Annotated in this window: 13 protein-coding genes and 3 tRNA genes; 13 read left to right on the top strand and 3 right to left on the bottom strand. The window is 72.8% G+C overall.

Features of this window, described 5'->3' with window-relative positions; all coding sequences use genetic code 11:
- Positions 1 to 33 precede the first annotated feature (33 nt).
- Entirely contained in the window at positions 34 to 1,047 is a 1,014-nt protein-coding gene (gene rarD / locus CLV34_RS04010) for an EamA family transporter RarD (RefSeq protein WP_100348895.1), read from the bottom strand.
- Between the two features lie 82 nt (positions 1,048 to 1,129).
- On the opposite strand from rarD, the gene CLV34_RS04005 reads away from it, so the two are divergent.
- The 11 genes from CLV34_RS04005 to CLV34_RS03955 all read left to right on the top strand — a co-directional run bounded on the left by CLV34_RS04005 (position 1,130) and on the right by CLV34_RS03955 (position 11,127).
- Positions 1,130 to 1,211: transfer RNA gene (locus CLV34_RS04005), tRNA-Tyr, on the top strand.
- Positions 1,212 to 1,729: 518 nt separating this feature from the next.
- Positions 1,730 to 5,086: a LamG-like jellyroll fold domain-containing protein gene (locus CLV34_RS04000; RefSeq protein ID WP_170044563.1), complete on the top strand. Its 3,357-nt coding sequence runs from the start codon at positions 1,730 to 1,732 to the stop codon at positions 5,084 to 5,086.
- 514 nt (positions 5,087 to 5,600) lie between these two features.
- Positions 5,601 to 6,467: an ABC transporter permease gene (locus tag CLV34_RS03995; RefSeq protein WP_245858957.1), complete on the top strand. Its 867-nt coding sequence runs from the start codon at positions 5,601 to 5,603 to the stop codon at positions 6,465 to 6,467.
- Positions 6,464 to 7,213, top strand: coding sequence for an ABC transporter ATP-binding protein (locus tag CLV34_RS03990; protein WP_100348893.1), 750 nt, complete (start codon positions 6,464 to 6,466; stop codon positions 7,211 to 7,213). Before CLV34_RS03995 ends, CLV34_RS03990 begins: the two co-directional genes overlap by 4 nt.
- Before the next feature lie 70 nt (positions 7,214 to 7,283).
- Positions 7,284 to 8,372, top strand: coding sequence for an ABC transporter substrate-binding protein (locus tag CLV34_RS03985; RefSeq protein ID WP_100348892.1), 1,089 nt, complete (start codon positions 7,284 to 7,286; stop codon positions 8,370 to 8,372).
- Positions 8,373 to 8,400: 28 nt separating this feature from the next.
- A complete protein-coding gene (locus CLV34_RS03980) occupies positions 8,401 to 9,582 on the top strand; it encodes an LLM class flavin-dependent oxidoreductase (protein ID WP_100348891.1) in 1,182 nt (393 codons plus the stop codon).
- A 79-nt stretch (positions 9,583 to 9,661) separates the two neighbouring features.
- Positions 9,662 to 9,733, top strand: a tRNA-Thr gene (locus CLV34_RS03975).
- 65 nt (positions 9,734 to 9,798) lie between these two features.
- Positions 9,799 to 9,872: transfer RNA gene (locus tag CLV34_RS03970), tRNA-Met, on the top strand.
- Between the two features lie 154 nt (positions 9,873 to 10,026).
- On the top strand, positions 10,027 to 10,197 hold the full coding sequence (gene rpmG / locus CLV34_RS03965; protein ID WP_036953345.1) for a 50S ribosomal protein L33: 171 nt from the start codon (positions 10,027 to 10,029) through the stop codon (positions 10,195 to 10,197).
- 25 nt (positions 10,198 to 10,222) lie between these two features.
- On the top strand, positions 10,223 to 10,690 hold the full coding sequence (locus tag CLV34_RS03960; protein ID WP_100348890.1) for an FAS1-like dehydratase domain-containing protein: 468 nt from the start codon (positions 10,223 to 10,225) through the stop codon (positions 10,688 to 10,690).
- Entirely contained in the window at positions 10,687 to 11,127 is a 441-nt protein-coding gene (locus CLV34_RS03955; RefSeq protein ID WP_100348889.1) for a MaoC/PaaZ C-terminal domain-containing protein, read from the top strand. Before CLV34_RS03960 ends, CLV34_RS03955 begins: the two co-directional genes overlap by 4 nt.
- Positions 11,128 to 11,155: 28 nt before the next feature.
- Here CLV34_RS03955 and CLV34_RS03950 read toward each other — a convergent pair whose 3' ends face one another.
- Positions 11,156 to 12,208, bottom strand: coding sequence for a LacI family DNA-binding transcriptional regulator (locus CLV34_RS03950; RefSeq protein ID WP_100348888.1), 1,053 nt, complete (start codon positions 12,206 to 12,208; stop codon positions 11,156 to 11,158).
- A gap of 174 nt (positions 12,209 to 12,382) precedes the next feature.
- Here CLV34_RS03950 and CLV34_RS03945 point away from each other — a divergent pair, with 174 nt between their 5' ends.
- Together CLV34_RS03945 and CLV34_RS03940 are read left to right on the top strand one after the other, a co-directional pair.
- Complete coding sequence (locus CLV34_RS03945; RefSeq protein ID WP_100348887.1) at positions 12,383 to 13,669, top strand: MFS transporter; 1,287 nt, start codon at positions 12,383 to 12,385, stop codon at positions 13,667 to 13,669.
- A gap of 9 nt (positions 13,670 to 13,678) precedes the next feature.
- Positions 13,679 to 14,881, top strand: a complete 1,203-nt coding sequence (locus tag CLV34_RS03940; RefSeq protein ID WP_100348886.1) for a UDP-N-acetylmuramate dehydrogenase — start codon at positions 13,679 to 13,681, stop codon at positions 14,879 to 14,881.
- 16 nt (positions 14,882 to 14,897) lie between these two features.
- Here the strand turns inward: CLV34_RS03940 and CLV34_RS03935 are convergent, their stop codons facing one another.
- Positions 14,898 to 15,866 carry a L,D-transpeptidase family protein gene (locus tag CLV34_RS03935; RefSeq protein ID WP_100348885.1) on the bottom strand — a complete coding sequence of 323 codons (969 nt, stop codon included), beginning with the start codon at positions 15,864 to 15,866 and terminating at the stop codon, positions 14,898 to 14,900.
- Between the last annotated feature and the right edge of the window lie 144 nt (positions 15,867 to 16,010).

The raw sequence follows: 16,010 nt of genomic DNA, 5'->3' as shown, positions 1-16,010 counted from the left end.
CGCACGCGTCGGACGCGGCGCCACTGCTCGGCTTCAGGGTGCGGGTGATGGTTCCACCGTAGCGGCCCGACGACGCGTCGTGCGCACCTGGCGGAGGGCGTCGGCGGTGAGCACGATCAGCGCCGCCCAGACGAGCAGGAACCCCGCCCAGCGGGACGCGGGCATGGCCTCGTGGAACACGAGGAGCCCGACGAGGAACTGGAGGACGGGCGTGAGGTACTGGATCAGCCCGACGACGCTCAGCGGGATGCGCCGGGCGGCGGCGGCGAACAGCAGCAGGGGGACGGCGGTGACGACGCCCGCGGAGGCGAGCGCGACGGCGTGCCACGGTCCGTCCTGCGTGAACGTGTTGGTGCTCTGGGCCGAGAGCCAGACGAGGTAGCCGGCGGCCACAGGCGTCAGGACGAGCGTCTCGACGGCGAGGCCGGGTGCGGCGGCCACGCGGCCGCCGACCCGGTTCTTCAGCAGCCCGTACAGGCCGAACGAGAACGCGAGGGCGAGCGACACCCACGGCATCCCGCCGACGCCGACGGCGAGCACGACCACCGCGGCGCCCACGAGCCCGAGCGACGCCCACTGCAGAGGCCGGAGGCGTTCGCGCAGGAAGACCACGGCGAGCAGGACGGTGACGATCGGGTTGACGAAGTACCCGAGCGCGGCGTCGAGCACACGGTCGTTCAGCACGGCCCAGACGTACACGCTCCAGTTGACGGCGACGAGGACCGCGGCGACGGAGAGCGTGCCGACGAGCCGACCCGAGCGCAGGGCGTCGCGCAGGGGCCGTAGGCCGCCGGTCGCGAGGAGGAGGACGAGGCAGAACACGAGCGACCAGAGGACGCGGTGGGCGATGATCTCGAGCGCGCCGGCGGGCTCGAGGAGGCGGAAGTAGAGGGGCATCGCACCCCACAGCAGGTACGCGGCGAAGCCGGCGGCGAGACCTTCCCGGCTCTGCCGGGCGGCGTCGGGCTGCGGGTCCTGGCCGGTGGTTCCGGTCGGCCGTGGGGCGTCGCGAGGGGTCTCGGTCGCGGGGTCCGGCGGGGTGGGCACCCGTCGAGAGTAGGCCGGTCGACGGCGTCCGACGGGCGGATTTCGTCGTGGGGCCCTGGTCCGGGTATCGTTGGCTCGCCACGGCAGGTTGCCCGAGCGGCCAAAGGGAGCTGACTGTAAATCAGCCGCGTCATGCTTCGGGGGTTCGAATCCCTCACCTGCCACCGCTGACGAAGGCCCCGGATCCACGGATCCGGGGCCTTCGTCGTACCCGGGCACGTGACACGCAGCCCATCGGAGGCAGCCTGGTGGAGGCAGCGCGGTTCGTGACGCGGAGCACCACAGCCGCTGCCGTCCCGCCCCCGAGCAAGCCCCCGTCGCCACGGAGCGCGTCCTGCCGCCGCCACCTGCTCGCGGGACGGGTCGCCGGCACGCGGCTGTGGTGCGTGGCGTCACGAAGCCGAGCGCCGGACTGCGTCGCCAGCGGCGCGAACCGGCGATCGAACCGTGTCGAAGGAGGCGTGATCGACACGCCGCCGACACCCCTCTGATCGATCCACGGATCGATGCGTGATCGTTATCTGCTCATCGAATGATCGAAACACGTTCGAAAGTGTTGCCAACTGTGCGCCTTTGTGGTCAGAATCTGTGCACCGGTGTACCCCTGTGTGGCGACGAAGCCTCTGCTGGGTGCGCCGGGAAGCACGCACGAGTCATCTCGACGACGAGAAGAGGATCGACGATGCACTACCCACCCCTGAGCCACACCGGACGGCTACGAGCCGTCGCGGTCGGGGTTCTCGCGCTCGCCACCGCGGGCGCACTGGCACCCACGTCCGCGTTCGGTGCGGTCGCCACGCCCGCGGGCCAGGCCGACTCGCTGGCCGCGACCCGGCTCGCCGCGGCGGCCGACGACGGCACGCACGGCCTGCGCGCCGACTACTACACGATCACGAACACGAGCACGTTCCCGCTCGAGGCGGCGAACCTGCAGACGTCGGTGCTCGACCCGGACGTCGACGTGAGCGACATGCTCCCGCTGTACAAGGCGATGACGGGGAAGTCGGAGAACGTCGGAGTCCGCTGGTCGGGCTACGTGACCGCTCCGAAGACCGGTGACTACACCTTCAGCGCGATCGGCGACAACGGCTTCCGGCTGTGGGTCGGCGGCTCGGCCGCGTCGGACGAGCTCATCGACTGGTGGGTCAACGACTGGGACAAGACCCAGACGGCGTCGCACACCGTGCACCTCGAGGCGGGTCAGCCCGTCCCGTTCACGTTCGAGCAGTTCCAGGCCACGGGTGGCGCGTACATCCACCTGAGCTGGGAGTCGGCGGACGCGGGCGTCGCCAAGCAAGCCGTCCCGCAGAGCGCGTTCACGCCGGCGTCCGACTTCCAGACGTACGACGTCCGGGCCTCGATCCCGACGAACGGCAAGAGCGTCGTCCTCCAGCTCCCGGGGGCCGTCACGGGCCTCGACGGGCTCAAGGACCACCTGCGCGTCCCGATCGACGGCACGGACTACCCGGTCACGTCGGTCGCGGCCGGCTCGTCGGCGTCGAAGGTCGTCGTGACGCTGGGCGCCGCGGTGCTCGGCAACTCGTACGGCCGCGTGGTCTACGACGGCAAGGGCTCGCTCGCGGTCGACGGCACGGCCGCTCCGGAGTTCAACGCGCTGATCGACAACGCGTCGGCGTACCAGCTCACGACCAAGTGGGCCAAGGACGTCGACCCGAACAACCCGCTGCCGGAGTACCCGCGCCCGCAGCTGACGCGCGACGCGTGGCAGAACCTCAACGGCAAGTGGGACTTCGAGCCGCTGGCGGCCGCTGACACGGCGGCGCCGACGTCGTGGACGGGCGCGCAGACCGCGGTCGTGCCGTACCCGATCGAGTCCCAGCTGTCGGGCATCCAGAAGCACTACGACAACTTCGCCTACCACCGCACGTTCACCGTCCCGAGCGACTGGAAGGTCGGCGACAAGGCCAACCAGCAGCGTCTCGAGCTGAACTTCGGGGCTGTCGACTACCAGACCACGGTCCTGGTGAACGGCAAGGTCGTGGCGCAGCACACGGGCGGCTACGACGCCTTCAGCGCCGACATCACGGACTACGTCAAGAGCGGCGCCAACGACCTGGTCGTCCGGGTCACCGACACGACGACCAACCAGGCGACCGGCAAGCAGTCGGCGAACCCGTCGGGCATCTTCTACACGCCGTCGTCGGGCATCTGGCAGACGGTGTGGATGGAGCCGGTGCAGCAGGCGCACGTCGACTCGCTGACGCTCACCCCGCAGCTGTCGGGCACGACGGCGGCGCCGGACGACTCGCTCGACGTGACCGCCCTCTCCGCGGGCGCGTCGAGCAGCGCGACCGTGTTCGTCACGGCGTACGACGCGAACGGCAAGAAGGTCGCGGCGACGAGCGGCGGCGCGAACGAGAAGCTGAGCCTGCGGATCACGGGCTCGCACCGGTGGACGCCGGACGACCCGTACCTGTACTCGCTCAAGGTGCAGCTCAAGGACGGGAAGTCGAACGACACGGTCGACAGCTACGCGGGCATCCGGTCGATCGGCATCAAGAACATCGACGGGACGAACAAGATCGTCCTCAACGGCCAGCAGACGTTCCTGCTCGCCACGCTCGACCAGGGCTTCTGGCCGGACGGCGTGTACACCGCGCCCACGGACGAGGCCCTCAAGTGGGACGTCCAGACCACGAAGGACCTGGGCTTCAACACGATCCGCAAGCACATCAAGGTCGAGCCCGCGCGCTGGTACTACGACGCCGACAAGATCGGCATGATGGTCTGGCAGGACATGCCGTCCGGTTCGAACACCACGGACGCGCAGCGCACCGAGTGGAAGTCGGAGCTGCAGCGCATGATCTCGCAGCACGTCTCCGACACGTCGATCATCGGCTGGATCCCGTTCAACGAGGGCTGGGGCCAGTGGGGGATCAGCCAGGCGGCGGACGTCGCGGCGTCCATCAAGGCGCAGGACCCCTCGCGTCTGGTGAACACCCGCAGCGGGCAGAACTGCTGCAACATGCCGGGTGACACGATGTCGGGCGACATCATCGACTACCACGACTACACGGGCCCGGGTAACCCGGCGCCGGACGCCACGCGTGCCGCGATCGACGGTGAGCACGGCGGCTTCTCGCTCGCGACGCTCGGCCACATGTGGGCCGGCGGCTCGATCAACCCCTACGGCGAGGTCACGAACTCCAAGTCCCTGACGGACGCGTACGTCGAGAACACCGCCAAGCTGGTCGGCTACGCCCGCGACCACCTGTCGGGCTCGGTGTACACGCAGCTCACGGACGTCGAGGGCGAGCTCAACGGGTTCTTCACCTACGACCGCCGCATCTCGAAGATGGACAAGGCGCGGGTCCGGGCGATCAACCAGGAGGTCGTCGCAGCGGGTGCCGGCGAGCCGGCCACGAAGGGTCGTGGCGGTCTCGTGGGTGTCGGGGCGTGGAGCTTCGACTCCACGTCGGGTGCGAGCGTGCCCGACCAGAGCGGACGGGCGGGCTCGGCCACGCTGTCGGGCGGCGCGACGCTCGTCGCGGGCAAGCACGGCAAGGCGGTCGCGCTGGACGGCAAGACCGCCCAGGCGGACGCGTCGGTCCCGAAGCTCGACACGACGCAGAGCTACTCGATCTCGGCGTGGGTCCGCATGGACGCGCTGCCGAAGGCGTACGCGACGGCCGTGGCCGCCGACAGCGTCCAGGCGTCGGGCTCGAGCCCGTTCTTCCTGCAGTACAGCGGGTCGAACAACGCCCAGCAGGGGTTCGCGTTCAGCTTCCCGAACGGCCCGCGCGCCATCGCGTCGGACGTGAAGGTGCAGACCGGGCAGTGGTACCACCTCGTGGGCGTCCGTGACGCCGACGCGGGCACCGTGGCCGTGTACGTGAACGGCACGCTGGCCTCGACCCAGAAGACGACCGAGACGCACGCCACGAGCGGCACGATCTCGATCGGGCGTGGGCAGTGGCAGGGCGCGGACGTCGACTTCCTCCAGGGGGCCGTCGACGACGTGCACGTGTTCGACCGGGCGCTGAGCGCCCAGGACGTGGCGAAGCTGGCCGCGTCGTGAGGCCGTCGTCCGTCGGTCGCTGAGGCCGGCGGACGCCGCACGGAGGGACCCCGGGTCGTGACGACCCGGGGTCCTTTCGCGTTCGCCGGGAGCCTTTCTTGAGCGAACTGGTTGACATTGTCTCGCGGGCTGGGAAGGCCCTTCCGGCGGGCGGACGTCCCCGCAAGACTGGACGGACCGCGCTGCACCGCAGCGATCGACCAGGAGCAGGGGGAGGGGACATGACGGACACCGCCACGACGCGGCCCGACCTCCCCGCCGCGCGCTCCTGTCGTCGGGGCGGCTGTCGTCCGCGCGCCTGTCGCGCCTGACGCTCCAGCGCGCCCGTACCCCGCGCCCGCACCCCGCACCGCGCCCCCGGCGCCGTCCGGAGGACGGCACGCACCCCGGCGTCCGCCGTCGCGCCCGCGCCCCGCCCCACCCGTACCCACGCCCTCGCGCGTCCCGGTGCGGCAGGGCGCCCCCCGTGCCACCCCCCTCAGCCCTGTCGCCCTGCCGTCCCAGGAGGTTTCCCGTGGTCTCCACGCTCGGTCCGACCGCGACCGCCGACGTCCTCGCACCGCGTGCCGGCGGCGTCGCCGCCGCACACCCGCCCGTGCCCCGCGCGGCCCGGCTCCGGCCCGGTGCCCGCCGGTGGCACGTGCCGTGGCGCCTCGTCTCGCCGGTCGTGCTGCTCGTCCTGTGGCAGGTCGGCAGCGCGACCGGCGTCATCCCTCCCGACGTCCTGCCGTCACCCGGCGCGATCGTGGCGGCCGGCTGGCAGCTCGTCGAGAGCGGCGAGCTGCAGGAGGCGCTGCTCGTGTCCACCCGGCGCGTGCTGCTCGGCCTCGTGGTCGGCGGCGGCATCGGGCTCGCGCTCGGCGTCGCGGTCGGCTTCTCGAAGATCGCCGACGCGCTGCTCGACCCGCCCCTGCAGATGCTGCGCGCGTTGCCGCACCTCGGGCTGATCCCGCTGTTCATCCTCTGGTTCGGGATCGGCGAGCAGCCCAAGATCCTGCTCGTCGGTCTCGGCGTCGCGTTCCCGCTCTACCTCACGACGTCGTCCGGCATCCGGCAGGTCGACCCCAAGCTGCTCGAGGCGGCGCGGGTGCTCGGGTTCTCGTTCTCGCGCACCCTGCGAACGGTCATCCTGCCCAGCGCCGCACCGCAGATCCTCGTCGGGCTACGTCAGTCCTTCGCGATCGCGTGGCTGTCCCTCATCGTCGCCGAGCAGATCAACTCCGACGCCGGCCTCGGCTTCGTCATCAACAACGCCCGCGAGTTCTTCCGCACCGACACGGTGATCTTCGGGCTCGTCGTCTACGCCCTGCTGGGCCTGCTGACCGACTGGCTCGTCCGCGTCCTCGAGCGGCGGGCCCTGCGCTACCGGGAGTCCGCATGAGCACCACGACCATCACGACAGAGTCCGCGACAGACTCCACGACCGCCGCCCGCACGCGCGGGCTGCGCAAGTCCTTCGGCGACCGCGAGGTCCTCGCCGGCGTCGACCTCGACGTCCCCGCCGGGAAGGTCGTCGCACTCGTCGGACGCTCGGGATCGGGCAAGTCCACGATCCTGCGGGCGCTCGCGGGCCTCTCGGACGACCACACGGGTGAGGTGCGCACCGCCGGGGACCCGTCCGTCGCCTTCCAGGAGCCGCGCCTGTTCCCGTGGCGGACCGTGCGGCAGAACGTCGCAGACGGTCTCGTGCGGGCCGGTGCCGACGCCGCCACCCGTGACGCCGCGGCCCTGGGCCTGCTGCGTGAGGTCGGGCTCGAGCACCGCGCCGACGCGTGGCCCCTGACGCTGTCCGGCGGCGAGGCGCAACGCGTCGCGATCGCCCGCGCCCTCGTCAGCGACCCGCAGCTCGTCCTGCTCGACGAGCCGTTCGGGGCGCTCGACGCCCTGACCCGCCTGAGCATGCAGGACGTCCTGCTCGACCTGTTCGCCCGCCACGGCTTCGGCGTGCTCCTCGTGACGCACGACGTCCACGAGGCCGTGGCGCTCGCGGACGAGGTCCTCGTCCTGGAGGACGGAGCCATCGCGCACCGGCTCGAGATCGACCTGCCGCGCCCCCACGACCGCACCGCCCCCGAGTTCGCCCGGTACGCGAGCACGCTCCTCGCGCACCTCGGCGTGCGGCACTGACGGAGGGCTCGAGCACGCCCCCGTCACGCCGCCGTACCCGCTCCCACCCCCCCACCCAGGAGGAACCACCATGACCCGCCCCGTCCGTCGTCCGCAGCACGCCCCCCGCACCCGGAGGCTCGTCCGCACGCTCGCGGCGACCACCGCGCTCGCCGCCGCGGCGGCGCTCTCCGCCTGCAGCGGGTCGTCGGAGGCCACGACGCCGGGCGACCCGTCGACGGTGACCTCGACCGACCTCGCCGGCCTGACGCTCCAGGTCGGCGACCAGAAGGCGGGCACGCAGGCGCTGCTCCAGGCCGCGGGAGAGCTCGACGGCACGCCGTACAAGATCGCGTTCTCGACGTTCACGTCGGGGCCGCCGGAGGTCGAGGCGCTCAACGCGAACAAGATCGACTTCGCGATCACGGGCAACACCCCACCGGTCTTCGGGCTCGCGGCGAAGGCGAAGATCAAGGTCGTCACCGCCTACACGAACGACGCGTCGAGCGACGCGATCCTTCTCCCAGCGGGGTCGTCCGTCACCTCGGTGGCGGACCTCAAGGGCAAGAAGGTCGCGGTCGCCAAGGGCTCCTCGGCGAACGGCCACCTGCTCCTCCAGCTCAGCAAGGCGGGACTGACGCCCGACGACGTGACGATCAGCTACCTCCAGCCGGCCGACGCCCTCGCGGCGTTCAACGGCGGCGAGGTGGACGCGTGGGCCATCTGGGACCCGTACACGGCGATCGCGGAGCAGCAGGGTGCGAAGGTTCTCGTGACCGCCCAGGGCGTCTCCAACGGCTACGGCCTGGGCCTGGCGTCGTACGACGCTCTCGCCGACCCGGTGCGGACCGCCGCCCTGCAGGACCTCGCCCAGCGCATCGCCCGCGCCCACGAGTGGGCGAACACGCACCCGGACGAGTACGCGGCCGTGTACGCGGAGCAGACGCAGCTCCCGATCGAGGTCGCGAAGGAGGCCAACCGGTCGCTGCGCCACGCGATCCTGCTCGACGACACCGTGGTGTCGTCCGAGCAGCGACTCACCGACGCGTTCGTCACGGCGAAGCAGCTCCCGGCGTCGGACCCGTTCTCGTCGATCGTCGACGACCGGCTCAACGCGTCGGTCGCGGCGGCGCTCGCACCGGGCGGCGCGTCCGCGAGCCCGACCCCCACCGCACCCTGAGCCCGAGACGTCCGAGAGAAGGTTCGACATGTCCGACACCACGCGCGTCCCCGACGGGGACGTCAAGGTCCACTGGTTCCTGCCGACGTCCGGCGACGGGCGCAGCATCGTCGAGGGGTCGCACGCGTCCCGCTCGAGCGGCACGGCCGACGCGTTCCGGTTCCCGACGCTCGACTACCTCACGGAGGTGGCGCGGGCGGCCGACCGCCTCGGCTACGAGGCGGTGCTCACCCCCACGGGGACGTGGTGCGAGGACGCGTGGCTCGTCACCGCGGCGCTGATCAGCCAGACGTCGCGGCTCAAGTTCCTCGTCGCGTTCCGCCCGGGCGTGGTCTCGCCGACCCTCGCGGCGCAGATGGCAGCGACCTACCAGCGGCTGTCGGGCGGACGGCTGGTGCTCAACGTCGTCACGGGCGGCGACGGGTCGGAGCAGCGCCGGTTCGGCGACTGGCTCGACCACGACGAGCGCTACGACCGCACCCGGGAGTTCCTCGAGGTGGTGCGCGGCGTCTGGTCAGGCACTCCGCTCGACTACGACGGCCGGCACTACCGGGTGCGTGACGCCCGCGTCTCGCTGCCCCCGACGCCCGTCCCGCAGGTGTACTTCGGCGGGTCGTCGGACGCGGCGCTCCCGGTCGCCGCGGAGCAGGCCGACGTCTACCTCACGTGGGGTGAGCCGCCCGCCCAGGCGAAGGCGAAGATCGACGAGGTGCGGCGGCTCGCCGCCGAGCGCGGTCGTGAGCTCCGGTTCGGGGTGCGGCTGCACGTCATCACGCGGGACACGTCCGAGGAGGCGTGGGCCGTCGCCCAGCGGTTCGTCGACCGGCTCACGCCCGAGCAGGTGCAGGCGGCGCGCACGCTCTTCCAGGGGTCGGCGTCGGTCGGCCAGCAGCGCATGACCGCCCTCAACGGCGCGTTCGACGGCACGGCGCGCAGCCTCGAGATCCACCCGGGGCTGTGGGCCGGGGTGGGGCTGGTCCGGGGCGGCGCCGGGACGGCGCTCGTCGGGTCGCACGAGGAGGTCGCGGACCTCGTCGCGGAGTACCACGCGGCCGGTTTCGACGAGTTCGTCCTGTCGGGCTACCCGCACCTCGAGGAGGCGTACTGGTTCGGCGAGGGCGTGCGACCTCTCCTCGACGCGCGCGGCCTGACGACCCCGGCGGCGCCGACGGGTCCGACGGGGGAGGCGCTGACCCGCGTCGTCGTGTGAGCCGGCGCACCGGTCCGGTGCCTTTCTCTGAGCGCGGATTTCGTCCTGGGGGCACTCGTTGTGTAGTGTTTTCCGCGCTGCCCCCGTAGCTCAGTGGTAGAGCGCAGTCTTGGTAAGACTGAGGTCATGGGTCCGATTCCCATCGGGGGCTCTGTGAGTGCCGTGAGGCCGTTCGTGGGACGATAGTCCTGCGGATGGCTCTCGTGGTCACCACGAGGCGGGGTAGCTCAGATGGTTAGAGCGCACGACTCATAATCGTGAGGTCGCGGGTTCGATCCCCGCCTCCGCTACCGCAGGTCGACGGTTCTCGTCGGCCGACCTGAAGACGGTACGACGTCCCCGGCCGGGGGCGTGCGGCCGTGAAGTCCCTGGTGCCCGGCAGCCGGCGTCGAGCATCGAACGAAGTACGAAGCGCCTTCCGGGGGCGCGAGAGGTGGCACTTCAATGGCCAGCAAGTCCCAGGACGTCCGCCCGAAGATCACGCTTGCGTGCGTGGACTGCAAGGAGCGGAACTACATCACCAAGAAGAACCGTCGGAACGACCCCGACCGTCTCGAGCTGGCGAAGTTCTGCCCGCGCTGCGGCAAGCACACGTCGCACCGCGAGACCCGCTGATCCTCCGGACAGCGACGGTTCACCTGTGACGACGATCAACCTCGACTACGCAGGTCGTACCTACGCGCCGAACGCGGCGTACAGCGTCGGTCGCGAGAAGCTTCGCGAGTTCGCTGCCGCCGTCGGCGCCACCCACCCCGCGCACCACGATGTGGACGCTGCGCGGGGTTCGGGCTATCCGGACCTGGTCGCGCCGCCGACGTTCGCCGTCGTGGTGGCCCAGCGCGCCGAGGCGCAGTACCTCCAGGACGAGGCCGCCGGTGTCGACTTCTCGCGCGTGGTCCACGCGGACGAGCGCTTCACGCACCACCGCCCGATCGTGGCGGGCGACGAGCTCGTGACCGTCCTGCACGTCGACTCCCTGGTCGCGCGGGCGGGCATCACGCTCGTCACGACCCGCTGCGAGATCCACGCGGCGGGCGCCGACGGCACCCCGGGCGAGCTCGTCTCGACGGTCGTGTCGACGCTGGCGGTCCGGGGGGAGGACGCATGACCGAGCACGCAGTGGCCACCCCTGACCTCGGCTCGCTCGAGGTAGGTCAGCAGATCGGCACGCGCGAGGTCGTCGTCGACAGGGCGCGCCTCGTCCGGTACGCGGGCGCGAGCGGCGACTTCAACCCGATCCACTGGAACGAGCGCGTCGCGACCCAGGTCGGTCTGCCGGGCGTCATCGCCCACGGCATGTTCTCGATGGGAAGCGCGGTCGCGCTCGTCGAGGACTGGGCCGGCGATCCGGGCCGTGTCGTCGACTACCAGACGCGGTTCGCCCGCCCGGTGCCGGTTCCCGACCCGGGGGCCGCGACCCTCGTGGTCACGGGCGTCGTGGGCGCTCTCGACGCGGAGGCCGGCACGGCCCGCGTCGACCTCACGGTCGCCGTCGAGGGCGTCCGCGTCCTCGCGAAGTGCCAGGCGGTCGTCCGGCTGGTCTGACGACCTCTCACGGGCCCTGTGCCGCGCGTCAGCGCGGTGCGGGGCCCGTCGTCGTCCCCGGGCTCAGCTCGACGTCGAGGACGACGGAGCCCGGCTCCTCGCCGGCGAGGAGCGCGACGACGGCGCGGCCGAGCGCCGTCCCCTTGCCCTCGAGCGGCTGCCGGACCGTCGTGAGGCGGTCGGCGCCGAGCCAGGGGAGGTCGACGCCGTCGAATCCGGCGACGGAGACGTCCTCGGGGACGCGGAGCCCGAGGTCGTGGGCGGCGAGCAGGACGCCGGCGGCGAGCAGGTCGGACTGCGCGAGGACTGCGGTGGGGCGCCGCTCGGCGGGGACGTCGAGGAGCGCGAGCCCGGCGGCCCGGCCCTCCTCGACGAGGGATGCGTCGGCCTCCCACACGGCCACGGGCGTGATGCCGGCGTCGGTCAGGCCGTCGAGCCGGTTGCGGGTGGGCGTCCGGGCGGCGCGGGCGACGCGGTCGGCGTCGGCGAGGCCGGTGTGCTCGGGGCTGCAGCCGAACGGCAGCGCGACGGCGGCGACGCGTTCGTGCCCGAGCCCGACGACGTGCCTGCCGAGGGCGGCGGTGCCTTCGCGGTCGGCGATGGCGACGAGCGGGACGCCGGGGCGCGGGGCCCCCTCGCCGATCACGACGGGCAGGCCGCGCGTCTCGAGGGCGGCGTATGTCGGGTCGTCGGACCGGGCTCCCCACACGAGGACGGCGACGTCCATGGCGGCGGTCTGCAGGAGGGGGTCGGTGTCCTGGCCGATCCCGGGGATCAGGAGGACGCCGAGGCCGGCGGCGCCGAGCTCGGAGACGAGCCCGTCGAGGACGCGCACGGCGACGGGGTCGCGGAAGGTCCGGGAGACGTGGTCACCGACGACGACGCCGACGATGCCGGAGCGGCCGGAGCGGAGCTGGCGGCCGAGCGGGCTGGGGCCGGTGTAGCCGAGCTCGCGGGCGGCGTCGAGCACGCGCTCGCGGGTGGCGTCGGCGATGGGTCCGGAGCCGGAGAACGCGATCGAGGCCGTCGACACGGAGACGCCGGCGCGGGAGGCGACGGCGGAGAGCGTGGGACGGGACATCGGGGCCTTCCCTCAGGGGTGCCCGCCCCGCGGGGCGGGCACGGGGTGCGACGTGCGGGCGGTGGTGGGCCCGCGGTGGTGGGCGCGCCCGTTTGACGACGCGGCCAGAGTACCCGCACAATCGTCACCGCTGATCGAAACGATTCGAACCAGCGTCCCACAGGAGGAGCGACGGTGCACCACGACGACCCCCGGCGGCTGACGCGAGCGACCTGGGCGGTGCTCGCGGTCTTCTTCCTCGCCGGGTTCATCTTCGCGAGCTGGGCGTCCCGGCTCCCCGCCGTGCAGTCGCGGCTCGGGCTCGAGCCCGACCAGATGGGGCTGCTCCTCCTGTTCACCGCCATCGGGTCGATCTGCGCGCTGCCGCTCAGCGGCATGGTCGTCGGGCGCCTCGGCAGCCGTCGCGCCGTGCTCTTCTTCACGGCCGTCGCGGCGGTCGGCTACGTCGGCGTGACCGTCGCGTACGCCCAGGAGAGCGTCGGCCTCGCACGGGCCGCGCTGCTCGTCGCCGGCGTCGGCATCGGCGTGTGGGACGCCGCCATGAACCTCCAGGGCGCGCACGTCGAGCAGCAGCTCGGGCGCGCGATCATGCCCCGCTTCCACGCGTCGTTCTCGTTCGGCACCGTCGCGGGCGCCGGATTCGGCGCCGCCGCGGCCTGGCTCGACCTGTCGGTCCCCGTGCACGTCCTCGTGGCCCTCGCGCTGACGATCGTCGGCGTGGTCGTGTCCGTCACGGCGTTCCTGCCCGACGTCGCCCCGGCGGGAGCGCCCGGAGCCGCGGCAGCGGACCTGTCCGCCGACGGGACGCACCGCGACGACACCCGCACCGACCCCGCGAGCGCGCCCGTGCCCGTCCGGGGCGCGTGGGCCGCGTGGCTCGAGCCGCGCACCCTGCTCATCGGGCTCGTCGTCCTCGGTGCTGCCCTCACGGAGGGCGCCGCGAACGACTGGGCCGCGATCGCCACCGTCCACGGGTTCGACGTGGAGGCGTCCACCGGTGCCGCCGCGCTCACCGTCTTCCTCGTCGCGATGACCGGCATGCGGCTCGTCGGGACCGCGCTGCTCGACCGGTGGGGCCGCGTGACCGTCCTGCGGCTGTGCGGGGCCCTGGCCCTCGTCGGGGTCGTCATCTTCGCGCTCGTGCCCAGCCTGCCGCTCGCGATGGTCGGGATCGCCCTGTGGGGCATCGGTGCGGCGCTCGGCTTCCCCGTCGGCATGAGCGCCGCGTCGGACGAGCCCGTCCGCGCCGCCGCGCGCGTGAGCGTCGTCGCGACCATCGGGTACAGCGCGTTCTTCCTCGGCCCGCCCGTCATCGGGTTCATCGCGCACCACACCGGGTACCGGCACGCGCTGCTGTTCGTCGCCGTGCCCGTCGCGCTCGGCCTCGTCGTCATGAACGCGGTGCGCCCGCTGCGGGGCGCCGTCGGGCAGGCGTCGTCCGACGCGCCCGCACCCGCCTAGGCTGGACGGGTGCCACCCACCTTCGCTGACCTGACCACCCTGCGCGTCGGGGGAGAGATCGACTCCTACGTCGAGGTGTCCACCGAGCAGGAGCTCGTGGACGTCGTGCGGGGGTGCGACGACGCGGGCGAGCCCCTGCTCGTCGTCGGCTCCGGCTCGAACCTCCTCGTCGCGGACGAGGGCTTCTCGGGCGTCGTGGTGCGCGACCTGCGCACCGGTGTGCGCCGCGAGTCCGAGGACGCGTGCGGCGGGGCGAGCGTCGTGGCGCCCGCCGGCCAGCCGTGGGACGCGCTCGTCGCGGAGGCCGTCGACTCCGGGTGGATCGGCGTCGAGGCGCTGTCCGGCATCCCGGGCACGCTCGGCGCCGCGCCCGTGCAGAACATCGGCGCGTACGGCCAGGAGGTCGCCGGCGTGGTGGCGTCCGTCCGCGTGTGGGACCGGGCACGCGGACGCGTGCGGACCCTCGCGGCGGGCGAGCTGGGCTTCGGGTACCGCACGTCGCTGCTCAAGCGCTCGACGCGCGACGTGCCCACCGAGGACGACCCCGCCGCGCCCTGGTTCCCGACCCCGCGGTACGTCGTCCTGGACGTCGCGCTGCAGATGCGGCTCGGGACGTCGTCCGCGCCCGTCGCGTACGCCGAGCTCGCGCGCCGGCTCGACGTCGAGGTCGGCACCCGGGCGCCGGGTGCGGACGTCCGAGCCGCGGTGCTCGAGCTGCGCGCCGGCAAGGGGATGCTCGAGGACCGTGCCGGCCGTGACGATCGTGCGGGCCGTCCGGCCGAGGACGCCGCTCCCGGGGCGCCGACCTCCGCTCCCGACCACGACCGGTGGAGCGCCGGGTCGTTCTTCACGAACCCGGTCGTGCCCGCCGACCAGGCCGACCGGCTGCCCGCCGACGCGCCGCGGTTCCCGGTGCGCTCCGCCCGGCCCGAGACGACGACAGGCCCGAGCCTCGGGGCCGTCGACGAGTCGCTGGTCAAGACGTCGGCCGCGTGGCTGATCGAGCACGCCGGGTTCGGCCGGGGGTTCGGGCTCGACGGCGAACGCAGCCGCGCGCGCCTGTCGACCCGTCACACGCTCGCGCTGACGAACCGCGGCGGGGCGTCCGCGGCGGACGTCGTGGCGCTCGCGCGCGCGGTCCGGGACGGCGTGCACGCGGCGTTCGGCATCGAGCTCGAGCCGGAGCCGGTCCTGGTGGGCGTCTCGCTCTAGCCGTCAGCAGACGACGTCAGTAGACGATGACCGTCGTCCCCTGCGGGGCCTGGTCCGCGGACCAGATCCAGTCCATGGCGGGGTTCGACACCCGGACGCACCCGTGCGACGCGGGGTACGGCGGGACGTCGTACCACAGGCCGTGGATCGCGATGCCGCCGTTGAAGAACTTGGGTCGCCACATCTTGCCGAGCCCGAGGCGGGACTCGTAGAGCGCGTCGTACTGGCGCCCGATGCGGTAGGTCCCGGTCGGGGTGACGGCGGTGAACTGCGTCCCCTTCGACGGTCCGGACGGGCTCGAGAACTGCTTGCCGCTGCCCGTGGACGCGTTGAGCACGGTGGTGACGTGCCCGTCGTCGACGATGAGCAGCACCTGCTTGGCGAGGTCTACCTCGATGACGTGACCGCTGCGGCTGCGCGGGGTCGGCAGGGTCCCGGCCTCGACCGCGGCGAGGGTCTTCGGGCCCACGACGCCGTCGCGGCCCAGACCGGCGACCTTCTGGAGGGCCCACACGGCCTGGAGCGTGGACGGCCCGAACGACCCGTCGGCGTCCGTGATCCAGTAGCCGTTCGCGAGGAGCTTCTTCTGGAGCGCGAGCACCCGCGCGCCCGAGTCGCCCGAGCGGAGGTCCTTGTGCTCGGTCACGCGGGCGGTCTTCGTGGGCTTCGGGGTCGACGACGCCGCGGACGACGTGGGCTCCGGCGTCGACGTGGCCGCGGGCTCCGGGGTGGTGGCCGTCGTCGGTGCGACGGGCTCGGTGGGGGAGGGCGACCCGGCCGGGGGCTCCGTGGTCGTCGTGGGGCTCGGTGTCGTCGGCCCTGTCGCCTCGGCCGTCGTGACCTGCGGCCCGGGGGCGTCCGACGGCATCCCGGTGGACGTCCCGCTCGCGCCGCACCCTGCGACGAGCACCATGGCCGCCGTACCGAGCGCGGCCGCCGCGACGGTGCGTCGCGTCCTGGTGCGCAGTCCCCTGCCGAGCGTCATTCCGTGCCCCCCTTGTGCGGTCCCTCCTGCGGGGACGTCCCCCTATGGTGCCTTGTCGGGCGCGGGATCCGGTCATCGGTGGGGTGGTTGCGGTGACCTTCGAGACCGGATCGTGACGCCTCGCGTCGACGTCCGGCTCCGCGC

Origin of the sequence: Luteimicrobium subarcticum, from assembly GCF_002798015.1 — a bacterium.
Taxonomy (GTDB): domain Bacteria; phylum Actinomycetota; class Actinomycetes; order Actinomycetales; family Cellulomonadaceae; genus Luteimicrobium; species Luteimicrobium subarcticum.
The sequence above is the reverse complement of the archived record's forward strand: the minus strand, read 5'-3'. Positions and strand labels throughout refer to the sequence as shown.

Bases quoted from the DNA above. Each gene is read 5' to 3' on its own strand.
- rpmG (WP_036953345.1), top strand. From the start codon at position 10,027: ATGGCCAGCAAGTCCCAGGACGTCCGCCCGAAGATCACGCTTGCGTGC.
- CLV34_RS03990 (WP_100348893.1), top strand. From the start codon at position 6,464: ATGAGCACCACGACCATCACGACAGAGTCCGCGACAGACTCCACGACC.
- CLV34_RS03955 (WP_100348889.1), top strand. From the start codon at position 10,687: ATGACCGAGCACGCAGTGGCCACCCCTGACCTCGGCTCGCTCGAGGTA.
- CLV34_RS03985 (WP_100348892.1), top strand. From the start codon at position 7,284: ATGACCCGCCCCGTCCGTCGTCCGCAGCACGCCCCCCGCACCCGGAGG.
- CLV34_RS04000 (WP_170044563.1), top strand. From the start codon at position 1,730: ATGCACTACCCACCCCTGAGCCACACCGGACGGCTACGAGCCGTCGCG.
- CLV34_RS03980 (WP_100348891.1), top strand. From the start codon at position 8,401: ATGTCCGACACCACGCGCGTCCCCGACGGGGACGTCAAGGTCCACTGG.
- CLV34_RS03950 (WP_100348888.1), bottom strand. From the start codon at position 12,208: ATGTCCCGTCCCACGCTCTCCGCCGTCGCCTCCCGCGCCGGCGTCTCC.
- CLV34_RS03935 (WP_100348885.1), bottom strand. From the start codon at position 15,866: ATGACGCTCGGCAGGGGACTGCGCACCAGGACGCGACGCACCGTCGCG.